28 protein-coding genes are annotated in these 24641 nt (G+C 43.0%); 3 read left to right on the top strand and 25 right to left on the bottom strand.

The genetic code is table 11. The features are described 5' to 3' along the window. Positions 1-43 precede the first annotated feature (43 nt). The 8 genes from ADG03_RS03725 to cdaA form a co-directional block, all read right to left on the bottom strand. A complete protein-coding gene (locus ADG03_RS03725) occupies positions 44-430 on the bottom strand; it encodes a RidA family protein (protein WP_049472168.1) in 387 nt (128 codons plus the stop codon). Positions 431-448: 18 nt separating this feature from the next. After that, complete coding sequence (locus ADG03_RS11740) at positions 449-613, bottom strand: hypothetical protein (RefSeq protein ID WP_003006512.1); 165 nt, start codon at positions 611-613, stop codon at positions 449-451. A gap of 51 nt (positions 614-664) precedes the next feature. Further along, positions 665-1978: a GTPase ObgE gene (gene obgE, locus ADG03_RS03715; RefSeq protein ID WP_023917726.1), complete on the bottom strand. Its 1314-nt coding sequence runs from the start codon at positions 1976-1978 to the stop codon at positions 665-667. 33 nt (positions 1979-2011) lie between these two features. Beyond that, on the bottom strand, positions 2012-2143 hold the full coding sequence (locus ADG03_RS11070; protein WP_003011566.1) for a DUF4044 domain-containing protein: 132 nt from the start codon (positions 2141-2143) through the stop codon (positions 2012-2014). Between the two features lie 117 nt (positions 2144-2260). Beyond that, a complete protein-coding gene (locus ADG03_RS03710; RefSeq protein WP_049472166.1) occupies positions 2261-3622 on the bottom strand; it encodes an LPXTG cell wall anchor domain-containing protein in 1362 nt (453 codons plus the stop codon). 47 nt (positions 3623-3669) lie between these two features. Then, a complete protein-coding gene (glmM, locus tag ADG03_RS03705; RefSeq protein ID WP_023917722.1) occupies positions 3670-5019 on the bottom strand; it encodes a phosphoglucosamine mutase in 1350 nt (449 codons plus the stop codon). 22 nt (positions 5020-5041) lie between these two features. Then, positions 5042-5791, bottom strand: coding sequence for a CdaR family protein (locus ADG03_RS03700; protein ID WP_023917720.1), 750 nt, complete (start codon positions 5789-5791; stop codon positions 5042-5044). After that, entirely contained in the window at positions 5788-6636 is an 849-nt protein-coding gene (cdaA, locus tag ADG03_RS03695) for a diadenylate cyclase CdaA (protein ID WP_023917718.1), read from the bottom strand. Before cdaA ends, ADG03_RS03700 begins: the two co-directional genes overlap by 4 nt. A 103-nt stretch (positions 6637-6739) precedes the next feature. Here cdaA and murT point away from each other — a divergent pair, with 103 nt between their 5' ends. Genes murT through ADG03_RS03680 form a run of 3 tightly spaced genes read left to right on the top strand, consistent with a single transcriptional unit; the run spans position 6740 to position 9166 of the window. After that, positions 6740-8083 (top strand): lipid II isoglutaminyl synthase subunit MurT, encoded by a 1344-nt coding sequence (murT, locus tag ADG03_RS03690; RefSeq protein WP_023917716.1) that lies wholly within the window; start codon positions 6740-6742, stop codon positions 8081-8083. Beyond that, a complete protein-coding gene (gene gatD, locus ADG03_RS03685; protein ID WP_049472163.1) occupies positions 8083-8871 on the top strand; it encodes a lipid II isoglutaminyl synthase subunit GatD in 789 nt (262 codons plus the stop codon). The genes murT and gatD overlap by 1 nt, the downstream gene beginning before the upstream one ends. A gap of 10 nt (positions 8872-8881) precedes the next feature. Then, positions 8882-9166 (top strand): lipopolysaccharide assembly protein LapA domain-containing protein, encoded by a 285-nt coding sequence (locus tag ADG03_RS03680; protein WP_024056107.1) that lies wholly within the window; start codon positions 8882-8884, stop codon positions 9164-9166. 23 nt (positions 9167-9189) lie between these two features. Here the strand turns inward: ADG03_RS03680 and ADG03_RS03675 are convergent, their stop codons facing one another. The 17 genes from ADG03_RS03675 to ADG03_RS03595 all read right to left on the bottom strand — a co-directional run bounded on the left by ADG03_RS03675 (position 9190) and on the right by ADG03_RS03595 (position 24497). Continuing rightward, positions 9190-10377, bottom strand: coding sequence for an MFS transporter (locus tag ADG03_RS03675; protein ID WP_045759262.1), 1188 nt, complete (start codon positions 10375-10377; stop codon positions 9190-9192). Positions 10378-10485: 108 nt separating this feature from the next. After that, positions 10486-11664 carry an MFS transporter gene (locus ADG03_RS03670; RefSeq protein ID WP_049472161.1) on the bottom strand — a complete coding sequence of 393 codons (1179 nt, stop codon included), beginning with the start codon at positions 11662-11664 and terminating at the stop codon, positions 10486-10488. A 24-nt stretch (positions 11665-11688) separates the two neighbouring features. After that, entirely contained in the window at positions 11689-12561 is an 873-nt protein-coding gene (locus ADG03_RS03665; RefSeq protein WP_049472159.1) for an XRE/MutR family transcriptional regulator, read from the bottom strand. Further along, positions 12562-14469: an ABC-F family ATP-binding cassette domain-containing protein gene (locus ADG03_RS03660; protein WP_049472158.1), complete on the bottom strand. Its 1908-nt coding sequence runs from the start codon at positions 14467-14469 to the stop codon at positions 12562-12564. 104 nt (positions 14470-14573) lie between these two features. Further along, positions 14574-15296, bottom strand: coding sequence for a M57 family metalloprotease (locus ADG03_RS03655; RefSeq protein WP_009732560.1), 723 nt, complete (start codon positions 15294-15296; stop codon positions 14574-14576). An 81-nt stretch (positions 15297-15377) separates the two neighbouring features. Further along, complete coding sequence (locus tag ADG03_RS03650) at positions 15378-16217, bottom strand: DNA/RNA non-specific endonuclease (RefSeq protein ID WP_049472157.1); 840 nt, start codon at positions 16215-16217, stop codon at positions 15378-15380. A gap of 83 nt (positions 16218-16300) precedes the next feature. Continuing rightward, positions 16301-16489, bottom strand: a complete 189-nt coding sequence (locus tag ADG03_RS03645) for a DNA-directed RNA polymerase subunit beta (protein ID WP_003006464.1) — start codon at positions 16487-16489, stop codon at positions 16301-16303. After that, positions 16479-17762, bottom strand: coding sequence for a UDP-N-acetylglucosamine 1-carboxyvinyltransferase (murA, locus tag ADG03_RS03640; protein ID WP_045759256.1), 1284 nt, complete (start codon positions 17760-17762; stop codon positions 16479-16481). Before murA ends, ADG03_RS03645 begins: the two co-directional genes overlap by 11 nt. 66 nt (positions 17763-17828) lie before the next feature. After that, on the bottom strand, positions 17829-18059 hold the full coding sequence (locus tag ADG03_RS03635) for a DUF1146 family protein (protein WP_009732557.1): 231 nt from the start codon (positions 18057-18059) through the stop codon (positions 17829-17831). A 97-nt stretch (positions 18060-18156) separates the two neighbouring features. Continuing rightward, the gene (locus ADG03_RS03630) at positions 18157-18576 is read right to left on the bottom strand and encodes a F0F1 ATP synthase subunit epsilon (RefSeq protein WP_003002471.1); all 420 of its coding nucleotides are present in this window, start codon (positions 18574-18576) and stop codon (positions 18157-18159) included. Between the two features lie 13 nt (positions 18577-18589). Further along, a complete protein-coding gene (gene atpD / locus ADG03_RS03625) occupies positions 18590-19996 on the bottom strand; it encodes a F0F1 ATP synthase subunit beta (RefSeq protein WP_049472156.1) in 1407 nt (468 codons plus the stop codon). Between the two features lie 85 nt (positions 19997-20081). Next, positions 20082-20963, bottom strand: coding sequence for a F0F1 ATP synthase subunit gamma (locus ADG03_RS03620; RefSeq protein WP_003017744.1), 882 nt, complete (start codon positions 20961-20963; stop codon positions 20082-20084). Positions 20964-20978: 15 nt separating this feature from the next. Continuing rightward, the gene (gene atpA / locus ADG03_RS03615) at positions 20979-22484 is read right to left on the bottom strand and encodes a F0F1 ATP synthase subunit alpha (RefSeq protein WP_003011619.1); all 1506 of its coding nucleotides are present in this window, start codon (positions 22482-22484) and stop codon (positions 20979-20981) included. A gap of 15 nt (positions 22485-22499) precedes the next feature. Beyond that, entirely contained in the window at positions 22500-23036 is a 537-nt protein-coding gene (locus tag ADG03_RS03610; RefSeq protein WP_024055549.1) for a F0F1 ATP synthase subunit delta, read from the bottom strand. Next, positions 23036-23530 carry a F0F1 ATP synthase subunit B gene (gene atpF, locus ADG03_RS03605; protein ID WP_004219970.1) on the bottom strand — a complete coding sequence of 165 codons (495 nt, stop codon included), beginning with the start codon at positions 23528-23530 and terminating at the stop codon, positions 23036-23038. Before atpF ends, ADG03_RS03610 begins: the two co-directional genes overlap by 1 nt. A gap of 19 nt (positions 23531-23549) precedes the next feature. Then, entirely contained in the window at positions 23550-24263 is a 714-nt protein-coding gene (gene atpB / locus ADG03_RS03600) for a F0F1 ATP synthase subunit A (protein WP_004219958.1), read from the bottom strand. A gap of 33 nt (positions 24264-24296) precedes the next feature. Next, the gene (locus ADG03_RS03595) at positions 24297-24497 is read right to left on the bottom strand and encodes a F0F1 ATP synthase subunit C (RefSeq protein ID WP_003006433.1); all 201 of its coding nucleotides are present in this window, start codon (positions 24495-24497) and stop codon (positions 24297-24299) included. Between the last annotated feature and the right edge of the window lie 144 nt (positions 24498-24641).

Raw genomic sequence — 24641 nt, 5'->3', positions numbered from 1 at the left:
TACAGTTTCCTGCTCTCCACCCTGTCTTTTTGTCTTTGAATGGTTATTTGGCTTTGATTTCCGCAATAACTTCAATTTCAACCTTCACATCACGTGGCAGGCGTGCTACTTCAACAGCAGATCGAGCTGGAAACTCTGTAGTAAAGACTGTTTTATAGACCTCATTAAAAGGTACAAAGTCATTCATATCACTTAAGAAACAAGTGGTTTTCACCACGTGGTCAAAGTCTGTCCCTGCCTCTTCCAAAATAGCCCCAATGTTCTTTAAGACTTGCTCTGTTTGTTCTTGGATGGTTTCTCCAATGATTTCACCTGTTTCAGGTGACAAGGGAACTTGTCCACTTGCAAAGAGAAGATTCCCTACGATTTTCCCTTGAACATAAGGTCCAATTGCTGCAGGTGCTTTATCTGTATGAATTGTTTTTGCCATAGTATTCTCCAAGTCTATTTACTTCTGCTGATTTTCTTTTGCTAATTTTTCCCTTTGTAAGCGCAATTTGCGCTTAGGATTTAGCGTATTAAAGAGTTCTTCTAGTTTTTCAGCATTCCAAACATCGGCTGCTGAAACAAAATTTCCATTTTCATCTCGAAAAGATATTGGTTTATCTCCCACTGAAAAAGCCTCATTTCTTATTTGGAATCCTTGATCCGCTCGGGACCACCCTTAATCTACAAACTCAAATTCAAATTTACCGATCCGGACGATATCGCCATCTTTTGCCCCACGTGCACGAAGAGCTTCATCAACACCCATTCCACGCAATTGACGAGCAAATTTCATGACCGCTTCATCCCGATCGAAATTGGTCATATTAAAGAGTTTTTCAAGTTTTTCACCAGACAAGACCCAAGCGGCATCGTCATCCCGACTGATGTCAAAGGCTGGCTGGTCTTCATCAAAGCCATAGTAGACTTCTTCTTGGGCCATTTCGTCTTCTGAATACAAGAGGAATTCTGGCGTTTTGTCTAACAATTCTGCTGTTGCTTCTAACAAGTTGTCCAAACCTTGATGCGCCAAACTAGAGATCGGGAAGATCTGTGGCAGTTCATCAAACTCATCGTAATTGGCTGCCAATTTCTTCTTGAACTCTTTCAAGTTTTCTTGGCTCTCTGGCATATCCATCTTATTTGCCACGATAATCTGAGGACGTTCCATCAAACGAAGATTATAGGTTTCAAGCTCTTTATTGATTTGAACATAATCTTCATAAGGGTCGCGTCCTTCGCTCGCTGACATATCAATAACATGCAGGATAACCCGGGTGCGCTCGATGTGACGAAGGAACTGGGTTCCGAGTCCGACCCCTTGGCTAGCTCCTTCAATCAATCCAGGAAGGTCTGCGACAGCAAAAGATTCACCTGACGGTGTCCGAACCATGCCCAAGTTTGGCACGATGGTTGTAAAATGATAAGCCCCAATCTTTGGTTTGGCTGAAGTGATGACACTGAGAAGAGTTGATTTCCCTACTGATGGGAAGCCAACCAAACCAACGTCTGCCAAGACCTTGAGTTCTAATTCGAGTTCGCGTTCCTGACCAGGTTCCCCATTCTCAGAAATCTCTGGGGCTGGATTTTTAGGAGTGGCAAAACGAATGTTTCCACGTCCGCCACGGCCACCGTGGGCGACAATGTACTCTTGTCCATTTTCAACTAGGTCCGTAATGACCTTGCCCGTCTCAGCATCTCGGACGGTCGTTCCTTGAGGAACCCGAACATAGAGATCTTCTGCTCCCCGTCCGTGCATCCCTTTGGTCATTCCTTTTTCCCCATTTTGGGCTTTGAAATGTCGGTTATAACGGAAGTCCATCAAGGTACGCAAGCCTTCGTCTACTACAAAGATGACATTGCCACCACGACCTCCATCACCACCCCAAGGTCCGCCATTAGGGACATATTTTTCGCGACGAAAAGCCACCATGCCATCGCCGCCATTTCCAGCCTTGACCTTAATCTTGGCTGTATCTAAAAACATACTCATAAATAGATGATTTCCTTTATTTCTGCGTGCGTCTTAGTAAGAAAGAGCACCAATTGCGGTTGCAAAGATTGCACCAACCGTTACAATCAACATAATCACAATGACGACCATCGTGATCATTTCAAATGGTGTTTTTTTACGTTTTCCGTTATCTCCAAAAGCCACTTCTAATACCTCGATTACTATAAATTCATTAGCCCTATTTTACCACGAAATAGGGGATTTTTCAAATCGAGTCTACACAAAAAGACCAGACAAAGGTCTGATCTTTTATGAATAGATTTAGGAATCTTTTCTTACACGTAAAATACCAACCGATAGAACTGCTAGGAAGACACCCATGACAAGAACCACCGGTGTCATCTTTTCACCTGTACTTGGAAGAACTTTTTTCTTACCAGGTTTTGGGGCTTCTTCTTTAACAGAAGATGAAGATGATTTCGATGAAGAACTTGATGTGGATGTTGAGTTCGATGTAGAACTGGAACTCGTTGAAGATGATGAACTTGATGAAGAACCAGAACTCGTTGAAGATGATGAACTTGATGAAGAACTAGAACTCGTTGAAGATGATGAGCTTGATGAAGAACTAGAACTTGATGAGGAGGTTGAGCTAGGTGTCGGTGGCGTTTGTTCTTTCTCACCCAATCCTTCGCCAGATCCTGTTTCCAATCGCACTTCACGGGTTAAACTACGCGGTGCTGGGAAATTGGTTGCCTTCCATGTTAATGTATTATGGACAATATCGCCTACTTTCGTTCCAGGTGCCACTTTCGTAGAATATTCAATATACATTGGCCAATTGTAATTATCACCAAATTCAATCGTAAAACCAGTGGTCTTTCCATCTGCATTCTTATTGAAAACAGCTTTTTTAGTAAAGTTATCCAGAACTGGGAGACTTAATATCTGAGCTTCGTTCTTAATCCCACCTTGTACAGGAGCATAACGAACAGCGCGTAAGCTACCTTCAACCAATGTTAAACCATCTCCGAATTGGTCTTTAATGACCATTCCACGAAGCATATCTTGGCGAGCATTTAAGAGAATCCGCCATTTGATAATGGTTGGATCAGACTTATCTTGGTAACCGTATTTCATCTCATAGTCTCCAGCTTCTCCAGCTGTTTTTTCATAATTCAATGAAAAATCTGTATTTCCTAGTTTAAACTGGATTGGAGATGTTTTTGTAACTACTTCTGAATCGACTTTTACATCAAAATGAAGAGCAACTCGTTTGTTGAGTGGATGAGATGCGAAATAATCATTAAAGGTAACGGTCACTGTTTTCTTAGCTGTATCAACGACAGCTTTCCCCACCGTCTGACCATTTGATTGACCTTCCTCAAGAACATTGAATTCCAGTGCTGTGTAGAGGGCTAATTCTTTTGGCAAACTAAGAGTTAAGGTATCACCAGTTTGAATAGTTTGCGAATCTGGAAAGGCTAAATAAATACTTGCTGACAATTTTTCATTTGTCAACACCTTGCTCCCATTTGTTAGCGTGTTACCGTCTTTCGTTAGACGTGCTGTCTGTGTATATGATGAGACTTCTGCAGCATGTATTGTTTTAGTCAAACCAGCTGTGAATAGAATCGTTAGCACTAAGGCAAGTGCCCATACAATTTGACGAACCTGTTTCATATATACCTCCTCTGCTCGCCTATTTGCGAGCCATGTTTTTTACAAGGTTAAAGTCCGATTTCTGCTTGAACAACTGCAGCAATGGTATCTACATAGTAGTCCACTTCTTCATGGGTTGGTGCTTCTGCCATCACTCGAAGGAGGGGTTCAGTTCCACTTGGACGTACCAAAATACGTCCATTTCCTGCCATCTCCGCTTCCATTTTTTCAATGATTTCACGAATAGCAGGTACTTCCATCGCCTTATCTTTCATGCTATTTTCAACCCGGATATTGACGAGTTTTTGTGGATAAATGGTTACTTCAGCAGCCAATTCAGATAATTTCTTGCCGGTTTCTTGCATGATTTTAGTCAATTGAACTCCTGTTAATTGACCATCACCAGTCGTGTTGTAATCCATGATGACGACGTGACCGGATTGTTCACCACCAAGGTTGTAACCAGACTTGCGCATCTCTTCGACCACATAACGATCTCCAACAGCTGTGATTTCTTTTTGAATTCCCTTCGCATCTAATGCCTTGTGGAAGCCGAGATTGGACATGACGGTTGTGACGATCGTATTTTTTTCGAGCAAGCCTTTGCTTGAAAGATAAGAACCGATGATGTACATGATCTTATCCCCGTCAACAATCTCTCCATTTTCATCCACTGCAATCAAGCGATCGCTGTCTCCGTCAAAGGCTAGACCAATCGCTGCGCCTACTTCTTTGACTTTCTCTTGCAAATGCTCTGGGTGAGTAGAACCAACCCCATCATTGATGTTCAAACCATCTGGGTTTTCACCGATGACGGTCAATTGAGCTCCCAGATCTGCAAAGATTTGACGGGCACTAGTAGAGGCTGCACCATTTGCTGTATCTAAGACTACGTGCATGCCCTCGAGTTGGACACCTGTCGATACAAGGAATTCTTGATACTTACGCAAGCCTTCTGGATATTCCATGACCGTTCCTAAACCTTGGGCACTTGGACGTGGAAGGGTATCTTCAGCAGCATCAAGCAAGGCTTCAATTTCAAGTTCGCGATCATCATCCAATTTGAAGCCATCACCACCAAAGAATTTGATGCCATTGTCCAAGGCTGGATTGTGGCTAGCAGAAATCATCACTCCGGCACTGGCTTTTTCCGTACGAACTAGATAAGCAACACCTGGCGTTGCAATCACACCCAACTTGTAGACGCGAATTCCAACAGATAAGAGGCCAGCAATTAAGGCATGCTCTAACATTTCACCAGAAATACGCGTATCACGTCCAACAAATACCAAGGGTGTTTCTTCTTCATGTTGGCTCAACACATAGCCACCGAAACGGCCTAGTTTAAAAGCCAATTCTGGCGTTAATTCTACATTTGCTTCTCCACGGACACCGTCCGTCCCAAAATATTTACCCATTCTTCATTACCTTTTTTACTTTCTAATTACTTGAACTGGAGGAGGTCGACGACGAGCTGCTTGAGCTTGACGTAGACGAGCTACTCTTTGTGGTCACTTGAATCCGTGTTTCACTCGGCTTGACCAAACCTGGTAGAACATTTCCTTGGGCATCTACTGCATTTAAGGAAATAGTTCCGCTATAATTTCCACTAATGATCTCACTGGATGGGAAGACCGCTTGGACATGATCAATGCGACTCAAGGTTTCTTGATCGCTGGTCACTTCTACCTTGGTGGTTTCAAGAGAAATATCCGAAACCGTTATTCCATCCACAATTTGATTGTCCGGGATCGTAGCCCTGACCGCAAACGATTTTTTCGCTTTCTTCCCGATTTTTACAGAAACTTTCTGAGGCTCTACGGTTGCGGTCAAACCAGCCGGAAGATCTTCCACAATCAACGGCACTTCAACGGTACCTTCCTTGGCCTTACGAAGATCCGCTACCACGCGAAACTTCCGAGTTCCCGGCTGCATTTCGCTTGCTAGAGCGACCCGGTTTGAACCCTTTAGAAAGACTGTTACTTCCGATGTTAACCCACTGACAAAGTATGTCTTGTCATTGTACTTGGCATCAATCGGAATATTGGTCAAGGTATTGGTGTAGGTCTCTGAACTTACTTGTCTAGCGCTGCTATTATTTTGAAAATTAAAGGATGACGCATTAATAAACAAGATAAAGGACAATAAGACGGAGGCAAAAACATAAAGAAATTCTTTTTTCGATCTCATTTTGTCACCCTCCCAAATAGACGCTCTTTCCAACTACTCGTTTTATTCTCTTCAGGAACCAAGAAGGATCTCAATTCTGCCTCGAACTCTTCTAAAGTTAAATCGTGTCGGAAGGTTCCATTATAGGTCATAGAGATCCCGCCCGTTTCTTCTGATACCACAAAGGTAAAGGCATCCGAAACTTCAGACAAACCAATGGCTGCGCGGTGACGCGTTCCGAACTCTTTTGAAATTCCGGTATTTTCCGTCAAGGGCAGGTAGGCACAAGAAACGGCAATTTTATCATTGCGGACAATGACCGCTCCATCGTGCAAAGGAGTATTAGGAATGAAGATATTAATCAGCAATTCTCCTGAAATTTCCGCATCTAGTGGAATCCCTGTGGAAATGTATTCCTGAAGGGTTCTGGCCCCTTGAATAGCTACCAAGGCACCAATCTTACGTGGGCTCATATAAGCCACTGCCTTGACATAGGCCTGTACCATTTTCTCTTCCTGACTGACTTCACTCGTCGTAAAAAATTCTGTCGCCCGACCTAAACGCTCTAAGCCAATCCGAATTTCAGGGGAGAAAATCACAACCAGCGCGATAACCCCATAGGTAATCACTTGATTGATCAGCCAAGAAATAGTCGTTAAACCCAAAAAATTGGCTAAAAATTGAGCCAAGAAAAAGATAATAACTCCACGCACCAAAATCATGATCTTGGTCCCGACGATGGCCTTGATCAAAAAATACAGCAACCAAGCCACCAGGGCAATATCGATGATATTGATAATAACACTCCACCAATTTGGGAACAAACTGGTCCAAAATTGTGGATTTGAAAACTGTTGAATATTCATATTCTCATACCTACCACTTCTCTAAAAGACATCATCTTATTATAACACGTTTCAACAGATTTTTCTGTAACCTTCTGATGCTTTTTATGATAAAATATGATTTATGAAGATAAATACAACCTTGGGCCTTCTGGCAGGAAAGCTTTCCGGCTCTATTCTAGAAAAGATGGGGCGGGGATCAACCCTACCAGGTAAAGTAGCCCTCAAATTTGATAAAGATATTCTCAGTCAACTGGCAAAAAACTATGAGATTGTTGTGATTACAGGGACAAATGGAAAAACCCTGACCACTGCGCTAACAGTAGGTATTCTCCAAGAAGCTTTTGGACCTATTTTGACCAATCCAAGTGGGGCCAATATGATCTCTGGGATTACAACGACCTTCTTACGTGCTAAGCATTCGAAAGCAAATCGACCGATTGCGGTACTTGAAATTGACGAGGCCAGCCTCTCTCGGATTTGTGATTATATTAAGCCCAGCCTTTTTGTGGTCACTAATATTTTCCGGGACCAGATGGACCGCTATGGAGAGATCTATACGACCTACCAAATGATTTTGGATGCTATTCACAAGGTCCCAACTGCCACGGTTCTGTTAAATGGAGATAGTCCTCTCTTTAATAGTCAGACCTTATCCAATCCGATCCAATATTATGGATTTGATACTGACAAATCAGAGCCACAACTAGCTCATTACAATACGGAAGGAATCCTCTGTCCGCATTGCCACAACATCCTCCAGTACAAGCTCAATACCTATGCTAATCTTGGGGATTATATCTGTGAGCACTGTGGTTTCCACAGGCCTTCTCTGACTTATGCCGTATCGGATCTCCTCTCATTAACCCAGCGCTCTTCCCAATTCCGGATCCAAGGGCAAGATTACCACATCAATATCGGTGGTCTCTACAACATCTATAATGCCTTAGCAGCTGTTTCCGTTGCTGGATTCTTTGGGGTTCAACCTGAAGTGATTAAGCAAGGATTTGATCGCAGTCGCGCTGTCTTTGGTCGCCAGGAAACCTTTAAGATTGGGGATAAGGAATGTACCCTAGTCCTGATTAAAAATCCGGTTGGTGCGACCCAAGCCATTGAAATGATCAAACTAGCCCCTTATCCCTTTAGCTTGTCGGTTCTCCTCAATGCGAATTATGCAGATGGGATTGATACCAGCTGGATTTGGGATGCCGACTTCGAGCAAATCACTCAGATGGACATTCCAGAGATCAACGCTGGCGGGGTGCGCCACTCTGAGATTGCTCGGCGACTTCGGGTCACTGGCTATCCTGCAGAAAAGATCACAGAAATGGCTGAATTAAAAGAGGTTTTCCAACGCATCCAGCAACAGGAAACCCCTCACGCTTACATTTTAGCTACCTATACAGCCATGCTAGAATTCCGTGAACTTTTGGCCCAAGAACACCTGATTGAAAAGGAGATGCACTAATGACTTATACTTCCCTAGAATCTTCTGATCAGGCACAGTATCCCTACAGCCTGCGTATTGCCCATCTCTATGGCAACTTAATGAATACCTATGGGGACAATGGGAATATCCTCATGCTCAAGTACGTTGCGGAAAAGCTTGGAGCCCATGTCACTGTTGATATCGTCTCTCTCAAAGACCGGTTCGACCCTGATGCCTACGATATCGCCTTTTTCGGCGGCGGGCAAGACTACGAACAGACCATTGTATCCGAGGATCTACCAGATAAAAAAGAAGACCTCGAACGCTTCATTGATGACGATGGTGTAGTCCTTGCTATCTGTGGTGGCTTTCAGCTTCTAGGCCAATACTACATTGAAGCTTCTGGCAAACGCATTGAGGGACTTGGCATTATGGGCCACTATACGCTCAACCAAGTCAACAACCGCTATATCGGTGATATCAAAATCCATAACGAAGAATTTAACGAAACCTATTATGGTTTTGAAAACCACCAAGGTCGGACCTTCTTGGCTGAGGATGAAAAACCGCTGGGTAAGGTCATCTATGGAAATGGGAACAACAAAGAAGATGGGTGCGAAGGGGTTCATTACAAGAACGTCTTTGGCAGCTACTTCCACGGTCCTATCTTGTCCCGAAATGCCAATTTGGCCTATCGACTAGTGAGCACTGCTTTAAAAAATAAATATGGCAAGGACCTTTCCCTACCGGCTTATGAGGAGATTCTAAGCCTAGAGCAGCCGGAAGAGTACGCTGATGTGAAAAGCAAGGCCCCTGCTGAACAATAAGGAGATAATGATGAACAAAAATAATCTACACTACATTGCTTTATTACTTTTAATTTTATTGATTGCTGGTATTTCCCTTGCAAACATGCAATCAGTCACTGTGAATTTCCTCTTGGTCCAATTTAAATTGCCCTTGATCATTCTGATCTTGCTCTGTGTCCTCTTGGGTGCATTTGTCATGACCTTGGTTAATTTTTCAAAGGGCTTCTCCCTAAAAAAAGAACTCAAGAGCACTCAAAAGCAACTGGAGGAAGAAAAGAAAGAAGTTAAAATAGAAGAAAAAAATAACAACTAAAAAAGCACCGATCGGTGCTTTTTTTATGCTGATGTACCTTCTTTTGCTTGTAATTTCTTGGCGACTACTTGTGCTAAGAGTGAAAAGAGGATGACGCCAGCTCCTATCAAGAGAAAAGATTCTACACGGACACTTGGCAACCAGGTCATCAAGCCTTTAGCCACAGGCATAAAGAGAATGGCCAAGGTAAAAATGGTGCTTAAGACCCGGCCCAGATAGTCTCCTTCTACCTTGGTTTGAACCTGGGTAAAAAAGTGGATGTTAAAAATTGTCATAAAGAGCTCACAGACTAGATTTCCAGAAAAGGAAAGAAGAGGCGGAAGGGGCAAGCCCATCATGAAGACTCCTACTCCTGTTAAAATCAATAAGAAAAGTAGCATTTCCATGCTTGATTTAAATTTATTAGCAATCAAGGCTCCGATGATAGAGCCAATAGCGCCCAAGGTTAAGATGGTCGCATATGCTCCTTTGACCCCGTAAAGGCGATTCGAAAAAGGAATCAAAAACTCAAAAGCTGCAAAAAAGAAATTGACGCTGGAAGCCACCAACAAGAGAAAGAAAATCTCTTTCTGATGCCAGATATAGTGCAATCCATCCTTCATATCCGAAAAAATATCTTTTCCCGTAAGCCGTTTCTTTTCCTGAACCTTGGCTTCTTCTTTCGGAAGGAAAGCGACCAGAACAAAGGCGATGAAAAAAGTTAGCGCATCTAGTAAGAGAGTCGCATGGAGACTGGCAAATTGTAAAACAAGGAAAGAGAACACAGGAGAACTAACACCGACCACTTGTAAGGTCAACTCCAAGCGGGCATTATAGGTCACAATCTCATCCTTTTCTACAACTTCTGTGATAATGGCTTTATTAGCCGTACGAGAGAAAGCAAAAGCAATGGCCTGGACAATATTGGCAACAATCAGGCCTGCAATCATCAAGCTATCATTTGTGATAAAAGAAATTCCCAAACAAAGGAGACCACAAACCAAGTCGGTCGTCATCAAAATCTTGCGACGGGAAAAACGGTCTGAGATCACGCCTCCAAATGGATTGACTAGAATGGAGGTGACGAGTTCAGAAATCTGATAAATCCCCAACACTGTCTTTCCTACCGTCCCCATCGAAGCCAGCCAAACACTGTTCCCATAGTCATAGAGCATATTTCCCATTCTATTGATCGCCCCACGAGCAATCAACTGGATAGCATGTCGATTCATAAAAAACCTCCTTCATTTTCTGAAACTATTGTATCAGTTCATGAAAGAGGTTTTCATTTTGTCCCCTATTTGGGAAAATTAATGCTTTACAAATTTATCAAAGGATCCCTACTGTTCTTTTGATTGAAGTTGCTTAGCTACTAGCTGAGCCAAGAGTGAAAAGAGAATAACCCCAGCTCCAATCAAGAGAAATGATTTCATACGGACGCTTGGCAACCAAGTCATCAACCCTTTGGCGATGGGCATAAAGAGAACAGCCAAGGTATAAATTGTGCTCAATACTCTACCTAGATAATCATCTTCCACCTTGGTTTGTACTTGAGTAAAAACGTGGATGTCGAAAATGGTCACAAAAAATTCACAGACCAAATTTCCTGAAAAGGAAAGATAAGGCGGAAGGGGCAAGCCCATTATGAACACTCCTATCCCTGCCATGATCAGTAAAAACAGGAGAATTCTCATACTTGATTTCATTTTATTGGCAACAAGCGCTCCTAGAATAGATCCAATAGCTCCCAGCGTTAAAATAGTCGCATAAGCTCCTTTAACCCCGTATAGACGATTCGAGAAGGGAAGTAAAAACTCAAAAGCTGCAAAAAAGAAATTGACGCTAGAAGCCACCAACAAGAGAAAGAAAATCTCTTTCTGATGCCAGATATAGTCTAACCCATCCTTGATATCAGAAAAAATATCTTTCCCGGTAAACTGTTTCCTCTCTTGCACCTTAGCTTCTTCTTTCGGAAGGAAAGCCACTAGGACAAAAGCAATGAAAAAGGTCAGTGCATCTAATAAGAGGGTCATATGAAGACTGGCAAATTGTAGAACTAGGAAAGAAAAAACAGGTGAACAGACACTAACAACCTGTAAGACTAACTCCAAGTGAGCGTTATAGGTCACAATCTCTTCTTTCTCTACTACCTCGGTAATAATGGCTTTATTGGCAGGTCGAGAAAAACCAAAGGCAATGGCCTGAACAATATTGGCAAAAATAAGAGCCGCAATCATCAAGCTATCATTTGTGATAAAAGAAATCGCCAAACAAAGGAGTCCACAAACCAAGTCGGTCGTCATCAAAATCTTGCGACGAGAAAAACGGTCTGAAATCACTCCTCCAAAAGGATTCACGAGAATCCCTGTCACTAACTCAGAAATCTGATAGATCCCTAATACCGTCTTTCCTATAGTCCCCATCGAGGCCAGCCAGACACTATTCCCATAATCATAGAGCATATTTCCAATTTTGTTAATAGCTCCACGACTAATTAATTGGACCGCATGTCGGTTCATAAAATCTCCTTTATCACTGTCCTATTAGGAACATTCATTTTTTACAAATTTATCAAAGTGTTCTTGATAATAGGCCACCTGCTCTGGCAGTCCCAGCACGTCAAAAATATGCATGGCTTCCTGCATTTGCTGCCGCCCTTCTTCTGTTTGCCCCTTTTGGTACCGAGCAAATCCCTTAAGATAATGAAAAACATTGCGTTCGTAGAGTTTGATGCTCTTCCCGATAATCTTTTCTACATAGGCTTCAAAATAGCTGGCGTTTTCAAAAGAACAGTGTTCTAAACAATGTTGGTAGCAATTCAGAGCAAGAATCAAGACCAGTTTGCGATGGCGACCAATTTCTTTGTAGAAATCTTCACGCTCCATCACTTCTCTCCCAAGCCGTGTGACATAGTCCACATCATAAAAGCTGTAGAGATTGCCAAAGAGGATCAATTCATACATGGTCCACTCTTCCGTTTGAAAGAGGTAATCTGACACCTTGTCCAGATCACGCTGCTGCATCGTGTAGCTAGCATCTCTCTGGCAAATTAGCCCTTGTAGCAGGATCCAGTTCAATTCAAAATAGAGGGGATTGGTGGAATGTTTGGCTTTTTCAAGTTGTTCTCTTTGAAGCTTTTGAAAACCTGCAATATCATTTGAATAGTAAAGTGGAATAATCTGAGCCATTAAGGCGACATGCTCATGGTGTTGAAAATTTCTGGCCTTATCCATAAAATTCTCAATTGTCACATGGATATTGTCCAAAATGTCAAAGAAGCGAGAAGCAGCCAGATCCGACTCCCCCAATTCAAAACGGGATAATTGGGAGGTCGAGCAAGCTTCTCCTGCAGCTTCTTTTAACGAATAATTTTTACTGATTCGAAATTCACGAAAAACTTTTCCAAGATCTTCCATCTATTCCACCTGCTCTGACAGTTCTGCCCACTCTTCCATGACCGCTTCCTGCTGGACAGTTAGTTGATCCAGCTCGCTTTGGAGTTGAATCAAGTCAGCTGCATCGTTGGTGCTATGCATAGTTTCGGTGATGTCTTGGATTTTTTTATCCAGCTCTTCCATCTCTGCTTCCAATTGCTCAATGCGACGAGTGATTTTCCGGAGTTCCTTCTGGTTTTGCTTTTGCAGGTGATAGTCATTGCTGGTGACTTCTTCGGTCGAAGAAACAGGCACAGCTTCTGCTTGTGCTGCAGCAAGGGCCTCTAACTCCGCTTTTTTCTCCAGATAATAATCATAGTCTCCTAGATAAAGAGTTGAGCCTTCTTCCGACAGTTCCAAGACTTGTGTAGCCACCCGATTGATAAAGTAACGGTCGTGACTGACAAAGAGCAGGGTGCCATCAAAATCAATCAAGGCATTTTCCAGCACTTCCTTGCTATCGATATCCAAGTGGTTGGTCGGCTCATCGAGAATCAAGAAGTTGTTATTCTCCATGGACAGCTTGGCTAGAAGCAAGCGCGCCCGCTCTCCACCTGACAGCATGCCGACGATTTTCTTGACATCATCCCCAGAGAAAAGAAAGGCTCCTAGGCGATTGCGGATTTCTACTTCTGGCGTCAGTTTAAAATCATTCCATAGCTCATCCAAGACACTGTTGTGAGGCGTTAGTTTACTTTGGGTCTGATCATAGTAACCCACCTCGACATTGGCCCCAAAACGAGCTTCCCCCTTGATAAAAGGAATCTGCCCGACGATGGACTTGATAAGAGTAGATTTCCCGATCCCATTTGGTCCCACAATGGCGACTGCATTCATCTTGCGGATATCCAAATTAATAGGCTCTGAGAGGATTTGATCGTCATAGCCGACGGCTGCCTCTTCTACAGTCAAGACGACATTGCCCGATGTCTTATCAGAATGGAAGGTCATATGGGCAGACTTGATCCCAGCTTCTGGCTTGTCTAGGCGCTCCATTTTTTCCAACTGCTTGCGCCGAGACTGAGCCCGCTTGGTAGTCGAAGCCCGCACCAAATTGCGATTAACAAAGTCTTCCAGCGCCGCGATTTCTTTTTGTTGCTTCTCGTAGTTCTTGGCTTCGGTCAGCAATTTTTGCTCTTTTTGCTCAACAAAACTGGAGTAATTACCGACATAGCGATCTAAAGAATGCTTGGTCAAGTCCAGTGTAATGGTTGCGACCTTATCTAGGAAATACCGGTCGTGGCTGACAATGAGAAGGGCACCACTATAATTGACCAGATAGTTTTCCAACCAGGCGATGGTCTCAATATCCAAGTGGTTGGTCGGCTCGTCCAGTACCAGGAGATTTGGTTTTTCTAAGAGCATCTTGGCCAGAGCTAGACGGGTATTTTGCCCACCAGACAGCTCTTCAATCTTCATCTGCCACATGGACTCATCGAACTTAAAGCCGTTGAGAATGGCGCGGATATCTGCTTCATAGGTGAAGCCACCAGCCTGACGGAATTCTTCCGAGAGACGGTCATAGTCCTGCATGAGTTTTTCTAAGTCAGCCCCAGTTTTTTCCCCCATCTCAAGTTCCATCTGGCGCAAAGTTTTCTCCGTTTTACGGAGATCGTCAAAGACGTGGAGCATCTCATCGTAGATAGTATTGGACGACTCAAAGCGACTATCCTGGGCTAAATAAGAGAGAGAAAGATCCCGCTTTTTATTGATTTCTCCTGAAGTTGGTTCTTCTTCTCCCACCAAGATTTTTAAGAGGGTAGACTTGCCGGCTCCGTTCTTTCCGACCAGGGCAATCCGGTCCCTTTCATCCACCTGCAGGCTGATATTATCAAAAAGAACCTCCCCTGCAAAAGAGCGTTCAATTTTGTTGGCTTGTAAAATAATCATGTCCCTATTTTACTATCTTTTTACGGATTAAACAAGAAAAGACGAGCCATCAAAAAAATCCTGAGCCCCTTGAGGCTCAGAACTTTTAGAAAGTATTTTAAAACTTATTCTTCCTTATACAATTGTCGAACTGCTTCCACATCTGTATCCTGAATACTGTAGAAGGAACCAGCCGGTTGCATGACCGATTCTCCATCAGTGTGGTCCAGCCCTATCGCATGTCCTAGCTCATGCTCAGCTGTATTGACAATTCGATCATAACTATAGTTATAGACATAATTTAAAAGATAATGGCGATTGAGACGCACTGTGATGTGGGTGAACCGGTTGGTTAAAAGGTTAGTCTGAGAGGCAGTCTCTCCTGCAGCAGAAACCGATGCGTTATCCATTTCCGTCAAGACCACATTAGCCTCTTTTTCATTTGTAACCAATTTGAAGGTAAAGGCGCCTGTTTGGTTCCAAGCCTCAATAGCATCCCGATAAGCTTTTACAAAAGTTTGACTGATATTGGGATCCAGGTAGACCGTGGCCTCCGCTTTTTCCCAGCGAGCACCGCTATGCTCATGATTGTCCGTCTGCGTGGTCTGTGAGCTAGGTGTCATCCCGAAGCGCGATGCAAAACCCTGATCACCAAACAAATTCCCGACTTGATAGACAACCTTTTGGGCAGCTCGTCCAAACCCATCCATACCAGAACTAGGAGAATCTGTGAAATAGATGATCCCCACTAGAACGAGAAAACTGATGGCAATGGTCCAGAAAAATCCCCAAAAAAGACTCCAAGCCATACGAAGGATTCCTCTGAAAAATCGAAAAATGGTTCTCATACATTCTCCTTTCTCTTAAAGAAGGTATGCAATTGTAACACCCCATTCTTAAAAATAACTTAAATAACTACGCTTTCCAGCTTATTGATGAACGGTTACTTTTCCTGTCTGGTAATCCAGGCTAATCCCACTTTGAACATTGGGAACAAAGACATTGAACTCAAGGGTCCCATCACTCGATTTAGCTTCGATCTGAGAACCTAATGGAATCAGATCTTCTGGATGGTTGTAGATCAAGGTCACCCGATAGCGGATCCGCTTGTTCTTATCCAGTGCTTTTCGGACCAGGGTCTCATAATAGTTTTGACCAGTGGAATGAGGATCATTGGCTTGATTGGACCAAGCCGTTTGCACAGCGATGTTTTTGGGATTACTAGTCGAAGCATCAAAACCTTTGAGATTGCCGATCAAGGCGTAGCCCAATAGATGGCCCCGATCCACAGCATGGTCATACTCACCGGATAGATTGTGGACCTGATGCCAACCTGCTGGTTTCCAATCGGTTAGGCCACTACCTGTTGCATCTCGATCTCTGTACTGGCGAGTCGCTTTGGTCATGATGGCATTGGCAACCGTAGGCACAGTCTTTCCATTGACTTCTTTTGTCTTGTTATCCGCATAGGGTTGACTAGCCACACTGGCATCCAGATCTGTTCGATTTCCCTTAACTACAAAGGCTCCAGCACCATTCCATTCCAAGTCATTTCCTAATTGTGAACGAGCAGATTTCGTTAATACAGAGCTAGCTAACTCTTTACTAGGTGTTTCTTGTTGGCTACTAGTCACCACCGAAACAACCTGATCTGTCGCTTCTTTTACCGTCGGTTGATTGAAATAATAGCCCCCAATAGCTAGGGCCGTTGCCACCACAAAACCTGCTAGGGTTTGTTTGGTTCGTTTGCTTACTGTTTGTTTTGCCATACATCTCTCCAAAAAAGAGCAGCGCTAGATGGGTCACTGACTCGATTCGCTGCTCTCCTTTTTACTCAATTTTAGTTAAAAGCTTATTTGCCTGTTAGTTTTCCAATGATCTCTGACCAAGTGTCCGGAGAGAGAATGGACCATGGATTTTTTCCATCTCCAATCACTCCATAACCAATGACCAAACCAACTGCAAAAATGATGATTCCAATCACAGCCAACAGGAGGACAATTCCTAGCTGTTTTCCAACATAGCGAAGATTAGTTTTCATCGTCTTCTTCCTCTACACGTTTCACGTCTGCACCTAGTGCCACTAATTTCTCATGGAATTGATAATAACCACGATCTAAGTGACTTAATTTGCTGACTTTCGTCTCTCCTTCTGCTACCAAGCCCATCAAGACCAAGGTTGCACTTGCTCGTAAATCTGTCGACATGACCTCTGCACCTTGGAAGCTTTCCCCTCCAACGATACGAGCTGTATCCCGCATAATATCCGAGTGAACGCCCATCCGACGCATTTCTTCCAAATGCTGGAAGCGATTCTCAAAGACCGTTTCAATCATGGTAGACTCACCTTTAGCCATGGCCATCAAGGCTGTGAATTGAGCCTGCATATCGGTTGGGAATCCTGGGTAGGGAAGAGTTTTAACGGTCACTGGACGGAGCTTACTGATATCCGACTGAATCCGAATGCCATTTTCTTCTTCGGTTACCGTTACACCCATCTCCTGCATCTTAGATAGAAGCGGACGGTTGTGTTCCCAAATGGCATCTTCGATCAAGACATCTCCACCAGTCATGGCTGCCCCAATCATAAAGGTTCCGGCCTCGATGCGGTCTTGCACAACATTGTGGTTTGCCCCATGCAAGCTCTCCACACCAACAATGGTCAAGGTCTCAGTTCCTGCCCCCTTAACATTAGCCCCCATTTTATTCAGCAAGAGAGCTAGGTCAACAATTTCAGGTTCTCGAGCTGCATTTTCAATCACAGTGACTCCATCTGCCAAGGTTGCGGCCATCATAATATTTTGTGTCGCACCTACTGATGGGAAGTCCATATAGATGTGTGCACCCTTGAGACGATCTGCTTTTGCTTCAATATAGCCGGCCGTTTGGGTAATTTCAGCCCCCATAGCTTCCAGACCTTTCAGGTGGAGGTCAATCGGACGACTCCCAATCGTACAGCCTCCAGGCATGGAAACTTTGGCATGGCCATTGCGTGCCAAGACAGGACCCAAGACAACGATAGAAGCCCGCATCTTACTCACATATTTATAAGGCGCTTCCTCAGACAATTTCTCTCGTGCATCTACGACAACCGTATTGTCTTCTTCATTGAAGGTTACTTGTGCATTCAACCCACGAACAACATTGTTCATTGTAAAGACATCTGATAAAACAGGTACATTTTTCAAGGTTGTCACGCCCTCGCTTGCTAGAACTGTTGCAGCAAGAAGAGGAAGGACAGCATTTTTTGCTCCTTCGATTTTGACGGTTCCAACCAGTCGATTATGACCACCATTAACGATTATTTTTTCCATACGGGATTGTTCTCCAATTTCTTAAAGTCACGCTTTCTATCATACCATATTTTTTATAAAATGTGGCTAGAATTGGCCAATAAAAATCTGCCGACTCATCTCATAAACACTGATAAAAAATGAGCTGGCTAGATAGCCTATTCCGACGCTGATCATCAAGATCAAAAAACGGATTTTAACCGCATTTTCAGCACTTACTTTTAAAAACTTTTCCCATTGAACCAGGTTCAACAATAGGTAATAGGCAAAAAAGATAAACAATAGATGGCTTGAAAGATTAAAAATCATTTGAATCATACAGCTATTATACCATATTTGGTCCGTACTTTCTTCTTTTGATTCTCTCCCAACAAAAATAAGGTGAGGACAAAACCTCCACCTTATTTTGAATATCTTATAAACGATTTCCGACATTAATCCGGTTAATGGCGCGTTGAAGAGCAATTTTAGCACGACGTTCCATATCAACCGAATGCTGATCTTTGGCTTCTTCAATCGCTTTTTCAGCTCGCAGTTTGGCACGTTCTGCACGACTAATGTCGATATCTCGAGCACGTTCGGCAGAATCGGCAACAATGGTAATGACATTATCAGCTACTTCGATAATCCCACCATTGACTGCAATCCAATCAATATGTTTGTCATCGTCGACACGACGAACCTTTACTTGGTCTACAGCCAAAACCGCAATGGTATTGATATGATGAGGTAAAATCCCTAATTCACCATCAATTGTCTTGACAGATACAAATGCGGCATGATGATCATAAACCAGTCCATCCGGTGTAACGATTTGGACGTTCATTTGACTCATCTTTCACCTCTTCTTAGAATCCCATTTTTTCAGCTTTGGCGATCACATCTTCGATCGATCCAACACCACGGAAGGCATCTTCAGGAAGATGGTCATATTTCCCATCCAAAATTTCTTTAAAGCCACGAACAGTTTCTCCAACTGGTACATAAGAACCAGGTTGACCTGTAAATTGTTCCGCAACGTTGAAGTTTTGTGACAAGAAGAATTGGATCCGGCGAGCACGAGCAACCAAGGTCTTTTCTTCGTCAGACAATTCATCCATCCCCAAGATAGCAATGATATCTTGCAATTCATGGTAACGTTGAAGGACGCGTTTGACTTCAGAAGCTACTGCATAGTGTTCTTCTCCTACGATTTCTGGAGAAAGGGCACGTGAGCTTGATGCCAATGGATCCACCGCAGGGTAGATCCCCAATTGTACCAATTTACGTTCCAAATTGGTGGTTGAATCCAAGTGAGCAAAAGCGGTTGCTGGCGCTGGGTCTGTATAGTCATCGGCTGGCACATAGATGGCTTGGATCGATGTAACAGAACCTTTCTTCGTTGACGTAATCCGTTCTTGCAATTGACCCATTTCAGTTGCCAAAGTAGGTTGGTAACCAACGGCTGATGGCATCCGTCCCAAAAGGGCTGATACTTCAGATCCGGCTTGAGTGAAACGGAAGATATTGTCGATAAACAAGAGAACGTCCTGACCTTCGACATCACGGAAGTATTCCGCAATGGTCAAACCAGTCAAAGCAACACGCATCCGTGCTCCAGGTGGCTCATTCATTTGTCCAAAGACCATGGCTGTTTTTTCAATAACGCCAGATTCTTTCATTTCCCAGTAAAGGTCATTCCCTTCACGTGTCCGTTCCCCAACACCGGTAAATACAGAAATACCACCGTGTTCTTGGGCAATATTATGGATTAATTCTTGAATCAAGACGGTCTTCCCAACTCCGGCACCACCGAAGAGTCCGACCTTCCCACCTTTCAAATAAGGGGCTAAGAGGTCAATAACCTTGATCCCTGTTTCAAGAATTTCTTCTGAAGTAGAGAGCTCGTCAAAGGATGGAGCTTTTTTGTGGATGGAGTCACGAGAAGCATCCTCAGGAAAAGGTTGATCCAAGTCAATGGTATCTCCAAGAACATTGAAGACACGTCCCAAGGTTTCTTTTCCGACAGGAACAGAGATTGGACGACCTGTGTCCAAGACTTCCATTCCACGTGTTAAACCATCAGTTGATTCCATGGCGATGGTCCGTACAACCCCATCACCAAGTTCCAAAGCTACTTCAAGAACGACTTTTGATTTTTGTTGGTCATTTTTATAGACTACAAGCGCATTATTGATCTCAGGAAGTTTATCTCCAACGGAAAAGGCAACGTCTACGACGGGACCTACGACCTGAGAAATTTTGCCTAAACTCATGTCATTCTCCTATTCTAAGTAATTTCTACTGCTCAAAAGTTCTCTTTCGAGCATCTGTTTTTGTATTTAAAATTGTATCCGACAACTATTCAAGGGCGCTAGCACCAGCAACGATTTCGGTAATTTCTTGTGTAATCGCTGCTTGACGAGCACGGTTGTATTGAATCGTTAATTCATCAATGACTTTCTTGGCATTGTCTGTTGCAGTTTGCATGGCCATCATCCCCGCAGCATTTTCAGCTGTTTTAGCATCAATAATGGCACCATAGATCATGCTTTCAGCAAATTGAGGGAGCAATTGATCCAAAATGGCATCTCGACTAGATTCCAATTCTAGATTCAATACATAATCCTCATCTGCTTCATTGGGGTCCAAATCAATAATCGGAAGCATCTGTTCTACCCGCATTTGGCTAGTCAAACTGTTAACGTGATGGTTGTAACAGACGTACAACTCGTCAAACAAGCCTTCCTGATACATTTGGACTGTTTTCGAAATGATCGTACGAACTTCCTTAAAGCTAGGTTGATCAGGCAAACCACGCAATTCATAAACCGGCTGAATCCCACGGGCACGGAAGAAATCCGCCCCGACACTTCCAATACAGATCACTTCAAAGTCATCTCCAGTTGGATGGTATTCTGCCTTCATTTCCATCATGGTTTTAAGGATGGAGGCATTGTAGCCTCCGACCAAACCACGATCGGATGTAATCACGATATAAGCTGTCTTTTTTACCGGCCGACTCACCAACATGGGATGGGACTTAGCATTTTCTGTTTCATGTCCATGGAGCAAGTCTGTTAGTAACTTACGTACCTTAGCGGCATAAACCTGAAAATCCTTGGCTGCTTGCTCAGATTTTCCGAGTTTAGCAGCAGACACCATCTGCATGGCATTGGTAATTTGACTGGTATTTTTAGTGGATGCAATTTTATTTTTTATATCATTTAATGAAACTGCCATCTTCCACTCCTATTTCTATTTGAAATTTGACTGGTTGACAAATTCTGTAAGGGCTGCATCCAGTTCTTCTTCTGCTGGAAGATCATGTGTTGAACGAATCGTCTCAAAGATTTGATCATAATGTGCTTCAAAGTAATCAAACAACTCTTCTTGGAAACGAAGAATGTCGTCTACTGGAACACTATCTAAGAAACCATGAGTCAAGGCGTACAAGATCACGACTTGTTTTTCAACTGTCAATGGTTCATGAACGGGTTGTTTCAAGACTTCAACTGTTCGGCGACCACGGTTCAATTTCGCTTGAGTCGCAGCATCCAAGTCGCTACCAAATTTCGTGAAGGCTTCCAATTCACGGTATGAAGCGAGGTCGATACGAAGAGTACCCGCAACTTTCTTCATAGCCTTGATTTGGGCAGCTCCCCCTACACGGGATACAGAAGAACCTGCATCAATGGCCGGACGAATACCAGCATTGAACAAACTATCTTGCAAGAAGATTTGTCCATCTGTGATCGAAATCACGTTGGTTGCGATATAAGCAGAAATATCTCCTGCTTGGGTTTCAATGATTGGAAGAGCTGTAATAGAGCCACCACCCAATTCATCTGAAACTTTAGCTGAACGTTCCAACAAACGGCTGTGGAGATAGAAGACATCCCCTGGGAAGGCTTCACGTCCTGGTGGACGACGAAGAAGAAGGGACAATTCACGGTAGGCTACGGCTTGTTTTGACAAATCATCATAGACGATCAAAACGTGTTTACCGTTATACATGAACTCTTCTGCCATGGCAACCCCGGCATAAGGTGCCAAGTAGAGCAATGGAGACGGTTGGGAAGCCGAAGCGGTTACCACAATCGTATAATCCATGGCTCCGTATTTACGAAGAGTTTCTACTTGCGTACGAACTGTTGATTCTTTTTGACCAATCGCCACATAGATACAGATCATGTCTTGACCCTTTTGGTTCAAGATGGTATCGATGGCAATCGAAGTTTTCCCTGTTTGACGGTCCCCGATAATCAATTCCCGTTGGCCACGTCCGATTGGAACGAGGGCATCAATGGCTTTCAAACCAGTTTGTAGGGGTTCTGAGACAGATTTCCGTTGCATAACACCAGGAGCTGGTGTTTCGACTGGACGGAATTTATCTGTCACAATCTCACCCAAACCATCTACTGGTTGGCCAAGTGGGTTGACAACCCGACCAATCAAGGCATCCCCTGCAGGGACTTCCATGATTTTACCTGTACGACGGACAGAGTCTCCTTCACGAATATCCGTGAAATCACCCAAGATGATGATACCGACATCCGTTGTCTCTAAGTTTTGGGCCATCCCGTATGAGCCATTTTCAAAGATCAACAACTCACCACTCATGGCATTTTCAAGACCATGAGCACGGGCAATCCCGTCACCAATGTAGGTTACAACACCTGTCTCAGTGACGTCAAAGTTTGGCTTGAAATTTTCAATTTGTTGCTTAATTAAAGCGCTGATTTCTTGTGCGTTAATCGCCAAAATTCACACCACTTTCTATTTCAATTTAGATTTTATAACTTGCAATTGGTGTTTGAGACTGGTATCCAACGTTTTATGATTGGCTGTCACGACAAAGCCACCAATTAAATCTGGATCGATCTTTTGTTGGATCGAGCGAACTTGAATCCCAAATTTTCTTTCGATAATGGGGATTAGCTTTTGCTCTTGAACAGGATCCAAACCAGCAACCGTCGTAACAGTGACGACAAAAGCGTTGCTCAACAGTTGAATCTGATCCAAACAAATCGTTACAATGTCATAAAATAAGGCTTCACGATGATTGAGAATAACCACTTCAATCAAATGGTCGAGTAATTGTGAATCCGAGGGTTGAAAAAGTCTGAGACTTTTTGCTTTCTCTTCATCCTCTACACCGATATGAGCTAAGAAGTTAGCAAGTCCAGTCTCTTCAAAAATACCCTTGATTTGAGTCAATTTTTCAAAGACTAGGTCTTGTTCTCCTTTTTCAAAGACCAATTGAACAAAAGGCTGGGTATATTTCTCAATCACCATCAGTTGCTTTTTGTCCATTAGGCTTCTCCTAATTCATCAAGATAGCGATCGATCAGTTGGCGTTGACCTTCAGCATCCAGCTGTTGGCTCAACAATTTGCTGGCAAGATTGACAGTGAGATCTGCCACATCACCTTTGATACTGTTCAATGCTTCTTCTTTGTTATGCGCAATTTCTTGTTGCGCTTTTTCTTTCAAACGTACTGCTTCTTGAGTGGCTTCTGAAAGGATCTGAGATTTATTCTTTTCTGCAGTTTCCTTTGCATTTTCGACGATAGACGCAGCTTCTTTGCGGCTACCTGCCAACTCTTCTTCACGTTTACTTGCTAGTTCCTCAGCTTTTTGACGAGCTGATTCTGCTCCATCAATATCATCTGTAATCTTTTTGGCACGCGCTTCTAAAATTCCATTGATATTGTTCCATGCAAATTTCTTTATTAAAAAGATTAATAATAGGAAGGAACCAGCAATGAGAATAAAGTTACCAATAATTTCACTCATTGATACATGCATTCTTCTACTCCTCCTCTACTTACTCTTCGCCATTAATTTTCTTACCAATATAGATTGATGACAACATGGTAAACACATAGGCTTGGATACATGAAATAAAAATTGAAAATGCAGTCCATGCCATGCTACCAATAAAGGCAAATGGATACCAATAGAAAGCTTGGTGTGATAAGTTCACGAGCAAGCTTGCTAATACCTCACCCGCAAAGATATTTCCGAAGATCCGAAGTGCCAAGGAGGCAAAGTTCGTTAATTCTTCCAAAATATTCATGGGGGTCATAAATCCAGGTGTCACAAAAGCCTTTAAATATTCCTTCACACCACGTCGGCGAATTCCTTCTACATGGGCGATTAAGGTGATCAAAAATGAAAAGGCAAAGTCATAACCCAGGTTAGCGGTTGGTGATGTCCACAAATTGTAACCATTGGTCGTTTCGATTTTAGCCATCAATCCAATGTTATTGGCCACTAAAAGAAATAGGAAAAGAACAAACAAGAACAAGGAATAGTCCTTTATATAATGTTCCCCAATATTTCCTTTGGTGAAGCCTACGACAAAGTCATATGCGTATTCCAGCACATTTTGTTTGCCCTTTGGTCGGATCGTCATTTTACGGCTGGCCCAATAAATAAAGCCAAAAACCACCAAAACAGCAATCAAGGTCATAGCAAGTAGGGTCAAATTAAAAGTTACAGGTCCAAGAGTTATCGTTGGAGTGATACTTTCTTCCAAGTTTTGACACCTCCTTTTCTAAAATAGAAGTGCTTATTTGATAATGAAGGCCATAACCAAGGTTACGAAGAAAGTACCTTCGACAAAGGCAACACCAAGAATCAAGAGGCTACGCAATTGACCAATAATTTCTGGTTGACGAGACGCAGATTTCAATAGGCTGCTCATCATCAAACCTTCTGCCAGTGATACACCAAAGCAGGCTAAACAAAGACCTAAAAATGTTAAATTCATGATGAATTCTCCTTTTATAAATTTTACCTCCTTAGTTTACTCCTAAAAGATATAATAGTCAAATATTTCCTATAAAAGTAAGCGTTTTAATGAAATTACGTTATTTTTTTAATATGATAATTTTTCCTATCTACGACTGATTTC

This window comes from Streptococcus parasanguinis (genome assembly GCF_001069785.1).
Classification (GTDB): Bacteria; Bacillota; Bacilli; order Lactobacillales; family Streptococcaceae; genus Streptococcus; species Streptococcus parasanguinis_T.
This window is presented reverse-complemented; position numbering and strand designations above follow the sequence as displayed.